6 protein-coding genes and 1 pseudogene are annotated in these 6289 nt (G+C 73.9%); 3 read left to right on the top strand and 4 right to left on the bottom strand.

Annotation, left to right across the window (positions count from 1 at the left end):
• The 3 genes and pseudogenes from ABZS66_RS45405 to ABZS66_RS45395 all read left to right on the top strand — a co-directional run.
• A pseudogene (locus ABZS66_RS45405) lies at positions 1-249 on the top strand (hypothetical protein); the annotation flags it as partial.
• A 78-nt stretch (positions 250-327) separates the two neighbouring features.
• Positions 328-1509: an acyl-CoA dehydrogenase family protein gene (locus ABZS66_RS45400; RefSeq protein ID WP_354769192.1), complete on the top strand. Its 1182-nt coding sequence runs from the start codon at positions 328-330 to the stop codon at positions 1507-1509.
• Positions 1509-2267: an SDR family NAD(P)-dependent oxidoreductase gene (locus ABZS66_RS45395; RefSeq protein ID WP_354769190.1), complete on the top strand. Its 759-nt coding sequence runs from the start codon at positions 1509-1511 to the stop codon at positions 2265-2267. The genes ABZS66_RS45400 and ABZS66_RS45395 overlap by 1 nt, the downstream gene beginning before the upstream one ends.
• Here ABZS66_RS45395 and ABZS66_RS45390 read toward each other — a convergent pair.
• The 4 genes from ABZS66_RS45390 to ABZS66_RS45375 are packed head-to-tail and all read right to left on the bottom strand — an operon-like array spanning position 2227 to position 5982.
• Positions 2227-2820: a TetR/AcrR family transcriptional regulator gene (locus tag ABZS66_RS45390; protein ID WP_354769188.1), complete on the bottom strand. Its 594-nt coding sequence runs from the start codon at positions 2818-2820 to the stop codon at positions 2227-2229. The genes ABZS66_RS45395 and ABZS66_RS45390 overlap by 41 nt on opposite strands.
• Before the next feature lie 17 nt (positions 2821-2837).
• On the bottom strand, positions 2838-3599 hold the full coding sequence (locus tag ABZS66_RS45385) for an SDR family oxidoreductase (protein WP_354769186.1): 762 nt from the start codon (positions 3597-3599) through the stop codon (positions 2838-2840).
• A complete protein-coding gene (locus ABZS66_RS45380) occupies positions 3599-5170 on the bottom strand; it encodes an AMP-binding protein (RefSeq protein WP_354769184.1) in 1572 nt (523 codons plus the stop codon). The genes ABZS66_RS45385 and ABZS66_RS45380 overlap by 1 nt, the downstream gene beginning before the upstream one ends.
• Entirely contained in the window at positions 5167-5982 is an 816-nt protein-coding gene (locus ABZS66_RS45375) for an enoyl-CoA hydratase-related protein (protein WP_354769182.1), read from the bottom strand. Before ABZS66_RS45375 ends, ABZS66_RS45380 begins: the two co-directional genes overlap by 4 nt.
• Between the last annotated feature and the right edge of the window lie 307 nt (positions 5983-6289).

The raw sequence follows: 6289 nt of genomic DNA, 5'->3' as shown, positions 1-6289 counted from the left end.
CTGGTCCTGCTGGAGATCACCGGCCGCATCAGCGAGTACGGCACGACCCCGAACAAGGCGGCCGCGCTGGGCGAGAACGTGATCCTGCTGGCCAACCTGGCCTGGTCGGCCCACCTGCTGCTGGGCTTCCTGCGCCGCCACCGCCCGTTCGCCGCCCTGGAGCGCTGGCAGACCACCTACCTCCCGGTGTACGCGGCCTGGGCCTGGCTGGTCGTCCTGGTCTTCCCCCCGCTGTTCGCCTTCAAGTAGGTCACGTGGGTGCTGACGAGGCAGTACTGGAACTGATACTTTAGTACTCAGTCCAGTACGCACGTCGGGGGTTTGGCCATGCCCGCTTCACGTCTGCTGCCCACGGCCGATGGGGTCGAGCTCGTCAAGCTCGTCCGGGAGATCGCCGTCAAGGAGCTCGAGCCGCGCGTCGACCAGGCCGAGGCCGAGGGCGCGTTCCCGCGCGACGTCTTCCGCACGCTCGGCGCCGCCGGGCTGCTCAGCCTGCCGTATCCAGAAGAGCACGGCGGGGGCGGCCTGGGGTACGAAACCTATCTCCAGGTCCTCGAAGAGCTCGGGTCGGTGTGGGCCAGCGTCGGGGTCGGGGTGAGCGTCCACGTGCTGTCGTGCTTCGGGCTCGCCCGGTTCGGCACCGACGAGCAGCGTCGCGAGTGGCTGCCGGCGATGCTCGGCGGGGACCTGCTCGGCGCGTACTGCCTGAGCGAGCCGCAGGCCGGCTCCGACCCGGCCGCGATGACCACGCGGGCCGTGCGCGACGGCGGCGACTACGTGCTCACGGGCGCGAAGGCGTGGACCACGCACGGCGGGTACGCCGACTTCTACCAGGTGATGGCCCGCACCTCGGCCGACCGCAAGGGCATCTCCTGCTTCCTGGTCCCCGCGGACACGCCGGGGCTGGTCGTCGACCCGCCCGAGCGCAAGATGGGCCTCATGGGGTCGGCCACCGCGACCGTGCGGTTCGACGGCGCGCGCATCCCGGAGTGCCGGCGGCTCGGCGCGGAGGGTGAGGGGCTGCGGATCGCGCTGAGCGGGCTCGACGCCGGCCGGCTCGGCATCGCCGCCGTGGCGACCGGGCTCGCGCAGGGCGCGCTCGACCGGGCCGCCGAGTACGCGCGGGAGCGGGAGACGTTCGGCAAGCCGATCGCCGAGCACCAGGGCGTGGCCTTCATGCTCGCCGACATGGAGGCTGCCGTGCAGTCGGCCCGGGCGATGCTGCTGCACGCGGCGCGGCTCAAGGACGAGGGGCTGCCGTACGCCAAGGAGGCGGCGGTCGCCAAGCTGGTCGCGACCGACAACGCAATGCGGGTGACCACCGACGCCGTGCAGATCTTCGGCGGCTACGGTTACACCAGGGACTTCCCGGTGGAGCGCTACATGCGCGAGGCGAAGGTCATGCAGATCTTCGAGGGAACGAACCAGATCCAGCGGGTGGTCATCAGCCGGGCGCTCAGCGCGGCGGCGGGCCGCCCATCGGCGCTCGTCGAGAGGAAGCACGTCTGATGCACATCGGCAACACCGCGGCCATCGTCACCGGCGGGGGATCCGGACTGGGCGGGGCCACCGCCGCCGCGCTCGCCAAGGCCGGCGCGACCGTCTACGGCCTGGACCTGCCCGGCGCGATCGCGGCCGCGCCCGAGGTCGCGGGCGTGACCTACGTCCCGGCGGACGTCACCGACCCCGAGCAGGTGCGCGCGGCGGTCGCCACGGCGGCCGGCGGCGACGCCCCGCTGCGGATCGTGGTCAACTGCGCCGGGATCGGACCGTCGGCACGCATCCTGGGCAAGTCCGGCGTGCACGACCTCGCGCTGTACGCGAAGATCGTGCAGATCAACCTCGTCGGCACGTTCAACGTGCTCGCCCTCGCGGCCGAGGCGATCGCCAGGACCGAGGCCGACGGCGACGGCCAGCGGGGTGTGATCATCAACACCGCGTCGGTCGCCGCGTTCGAGGGCCAGGTGGGCCAGGCCGCCTACTCGTCGTCGAAGGGCGGCGTGGTCGGGCTGAACCTGCCGGCGGCGCGCGACCTCGCGCAGTACGGCATCCGGGTCAACACCATCGCCCCCGGCATCGTCGACACCCCCATGCTCGCCACGGTCTCCGAGGAGTTCCGGGCCGGGCTGGCCGCCGGCGTGCCGTTCCCGAAGCGGCTGGCCCGCCCCGACGAGTACGCGCAGCTGGTCCTCGCCATCGTCGGCCACGACTACATCAACGGCGAGGTCATCCGGATGGACGGCGCGCTGCGGATGGCGCCGCGGTAAGGCTGCCGAGGATCAGGTCGGCGAGCTGGCGGTAGGCCTCGGCCGCGTCCAGCCCCGTGCCGGCCTGGATCTCGCCGCGCTGGATCGCGCCCATCACCTGGGCGACCGCGGCACCGACGAACGGGGCGTCGACCGGGCGCAGCTCGCCCGCGTCGACGCCCTCGGCGACGAGCCCCTGCACCCGGCGCGCCGCGAACCGGGTGTTCTCCTGGTAGATGTCGTTGGCCGGGCCGAAGCCGGCCAGGTCGGCGAAGAACTCGGCCGACACCGGCTGGAGCTCGGCGGCGACCGCGTCGAGGTAGAGCGCCAGGCGCTCGTGCGGCCCGCCGGCGGCGGCGACGCGGGCCTCGATGCGCTCGGCGGCGCCGCGGAAGTACGAGCGCACCACGGCCAGGACGATCTGCTCCTTGCTCGGCGCGACCGCGTAGAGCGTGGTCCGGGAGCAGCGCAGGTGGTCGGTCAGGTCACCGATGCTGAACGCCGCGAACCCCTTGGCCAGGAACAGGTCCCGGAGCTGGTCGACGAGCTCGGCGCGGCGCGCTGGTGATGCCATCTCCGCAGCGTAGGCGATCACCGCAGCAGCGCGGCGATCGTCCCCGCGTCGCGGGCCGTCCCGAGCCGCTCCAGGCCCGCCGGGCCGTACACACCCAGCTCCACGCCGTCGTACCGCACGATCCGCCCGCTGACCCCGAGCGTGGCGTCGCTGAGCAGGGCGACCACGACCGGCGCCACCTCCTCGGGCGGCCGCATCGAGGGCCGGTCGGGCCGGTCGTCGAGCGCCGCCATGTCGGTGAGCGCGAGCGGCGAGACGGCGTTGACCCGGATGCCGTGCGGCGCGCCGTCGAGGGCCCAGCCGGCGGTCATCGCGGCCACGGCCCCCTTCGACGCGCCGTACGCGCTCATGCCGGGGATGCCGAACCGCGCCCCGGACACGACGGTGACGATCGACCCGCCGGTGCCCTGCCGCAGCATCGCCCGCATGGCGTGGGTGGCGCAGAACTGCGTGCCGAGGACGTTGACCTCGGCGATGCGGCGCAGGCCGGCCTCGGTCTCGTCCCAGGGCGCGCGGTGCTCGTTGACACCGGCGTTCGCCACCAGCCCGTCGATGCTCCCGTACCGCCGGCACGCGGTCGCCACCAGCCGCTGCGCGACGGACCAGTCCCCGACCGACCCCGGCTCGGCGACGCCGCCGATCTCCTCGGCCACCGCCGCGGCGGCATCGGCGTCGACGTCGTTGACGACCACGTTCGCGCCCGCTGCCGCGCAGGCCAGGGCGTACGCGCGGCCGAGCCCCTTCCCGGCGCCGGTGACGACGACGGTCTTGTGCCGCATCACTGGAACAGCGCCGCGACGGCGGCCTTGTTGATCTTGCCCGTGGCGTTCGTCGGCAGTGCCGGCACCACGCGGAACACCTCGGGCTGCTTGCGCTTGGCGAGGCCCTGGCCGGTGACCGTGCGGCCCAGCTCCTCCAGGGTCCAGTCGGTACGGCGGGAGACGACGACGGCGCCGATGCGCTCGTCGAGCCGTCCACCGGGTACCGCCACCACCGCCGCGACGTCGATGTCCGGGTGCGTCTCCAGGGCCTGCTCGATCTCCCGGGTGCTGAACTTCTCACCACCGCGGTTGATGATGTCCTTGAGGCGGCCCTGCACGCGCACCTGCCCGTCGGCGGCGAGCGACCCCAGGTCGCCGGTGCGCAGCCAGCCGCCCGGCGCGAACGCCCGCGCGTCCAGCTCGGCGCGCACGTAGCCGAGCATCTGCTCGGGGGCGCGCAGCAGCAGCTCCCCCACTTCGCCCGGCGCGACGTCCTGGTCGTTCTCCACCACCCGCACCTCGACGCCGGGGGCGGGCCGGCCGTCGGTCTCGGCGCGGTGGTCGAGCGGGTCGAGCTCGTTGGCGGTGGTGGCGGTGGGCAGCTCGGTCATGCCCCAGATCCGGTACGCGGCGATGCCCAGGTCCTGCGCGGCCCGCACCAGAGCCGGCGGGACGGCGGCCCCGCCGCAGCAGTACTGCACCAGCGGCGAGCGGTCCCGGCCGCCGTACGCGGCCAGCAGCTCGCGCAGGAACGGCGTCGCCCCCGCCATGTACGTGGCGCCGGTCCGGTCGACCAGGTCGACGCAGGCCTCGGCGTCCCAGCGCTCCATGAGCACGGCGGCGGCGCCGATCCGGGCCGGGATCATGAACCCCTGGAGCAGCCCGGTGATGTGGGTCATCGGCGAGGCCATGACCATGCGGTCGCGGAACGTCAGGCCCCACTCGGTGATCGTCGTGCGCAGCTCGTGCTGCAGCCCCGCGACCGAGTGCAGGACGCCCTTGGCCTCCGACTCGGTGCCGCTGGTGAACAGCACCAGGCACGCCTCCTCGGGCCGTGCGGGCTGGACGCCGTCTCCGACGGCGCCGGTGCCGGCGCCGAAGGCGTCCCGCCAGCCGGCGGCGGTGCCGGCGGTGAGCAGCCGGGCGGCCGGCTCGTGCCCGACGTCGCGCAGGGCCTCACCGAACACGTCCGGGTTGTCGCGCCGCGGGTCGGTGCCGTCGACGATGACGGCGGCCGGGCGCATCTGGCCGAGCACGACGGCGATCTCCCGCTGCCCGTACAGCGGCACGATCGGGCAGCTGAGCGCGCCGATCCGCCACAGCGCCGCGGCGACGGCGACGGCGTCGGGCCCGGTCGGCAGCGACCAGCACACCGCGTCGCCCTTCGCGACGCCGGCGTCGAGCAGGGTCCGGGCGACGGCGGCGGACCGGGCGGCGAGGGTCCGGAACGTGGTCTCGCCGGTGGCGGTGATGACGGCCGGGCGGTCGGGCCAGGCGGCGGCGCGGTGCTCCAGGAGGTACCCGATGCGCTCGTCGGTGTGGAAGCCGGCGGCCCGCCAGCCGTCGAGGACGCGCTGCGGCGGCCTCACCGGGACACCCACTCGGGGTCGCGCTTGGCGAGGAAGGCGGCGGGTCCTTCGGTGGCGTCGGGGTGGGCGCGGTGCCGGCGGATCAGCTCCCAGCCGAGGTCGAGGTCGGTGGCGATGAGGCGGTCCTCGAAGGTGCGCAGCACCCGCCGGCTGAGCCGCACCGCTTCCGGCGAGTTGGCGCCGACCGCTTCGGCCAATTGCATCGCCCTCCCGAGCAGCACGTCGGGTGCGACCACCTCGGAGACGAGCCCGGCCCGCTCGGCGGCGTCGGCGTCGAGCACCTCGTGCCGCCCGAGCAGCACCATGCGGCGCAGGACGTCGGCCCGCATCCGCAGGCGCAGCTGGAGCGGTTCGAGGGCGGAGACCTGCCCGACGCTGACGTGCGGATCGACGAACCGCGCGCTGGTCGAGGCGATACAGATGTCAGCGTCGGCGACGAAGTGCAGCCCGCCGCCGGCGCAGGCCCCGTTGACGGCGACGATGAGGGGCAGCTCGACCCGCGGCCCCGGCAGGAAGTCCAGCTCGTCGGCGGCGGTGTCGCCCTCCTTGGTCCGGGGTTTCGCGAGCATCCCGGCATCGGCCCCGGAACAGAAGGCGTTCCCGGCACCGGTGAGGACGATGGCCCGCAGCGCTCTGCTGTGGGCGGCCTGCTCCCACAGCCCGGCGAGGGCGTCCATGAGCTCGTCGTCGAGCGCGTTGGCCCGGCGCGGCCGGTTGAGCGTCACTACGAGGGTCGCGCCGACCACCTTGCTCAGGAGCACTCCGTCGGATCGCTCCAGGGCCGGCTCGGCACGGACGTCGGAATCCGCCACGGCAACCACCTTCCTCACCCGGCCCACGGCGGACCGGCCTCCGTACGTGTCACGTTCGTTCGTTCGCTCATTCGTTCGGTCGGTCGGTCGACCGACCGGCTGCAAGCGCGGCCATTCGGTCGGTCGACCGACCACATGCGACTGCTCCCACTCGGTCAGTCGACCGACCGGAAGCAACCACGCCCACTCGGTCAGTCGACCGACCGCGGGAAGCGCTGGCGCTCGGTCGGTCGACCGACGGCAACCGCTCCCACCCGGCCGGTCCACCGGATAGAGCCACTGCCGGGTCGGTCGACCGACCACATGC

This window comes from Dactylosporangium sp. NPDC005572, assembly GCF_040605515.1.
Lineage (GTDB): Bacteria > Actinomycetota > Actinomycetes > Mycobacteriales > Micromonosporaceae > Dactylosporangium.
Note: the sequence above shows the minus strand (reverse complement) of the source record. Positions and strands in the feature narration are given on the sequence as shown.

What these genes read in the sequence shown, in the direction of transcription:
- ABZS66_RS45390 (WP_354769188.1), bottom strand. Translation starts at nt 2,820, where the DNA reads ATGGCATCACCAGCGCGCCGCGCCGAGCTCGTCGACCAGCTCCGGGAC.
- ABZS66_RS45400 (WP_354769192.1), top strand. Translation starts at nt 328, where the DNA reads ATGCCCGCTTCACGTCTGCTGCCCACGGCCGATGGGGTCGAGCTCGTC.
- ABZS66_RS45385 (WP_354769186.1), bottom strand. Translation starts at nt 3,599, where the DNA reads ATGCGGCACAAGACCGTCGTCGTCACCGGCGCCGGGAAGGGGCTCGGC.
- ABZS66_RS45395 (WP_354769190.1), top strand. Translation starts at nt 1,509, where the DNA reads ATGCACATCGGCAACACCGCGGCCATCGTCACCGGCGGGGGATCCGGA.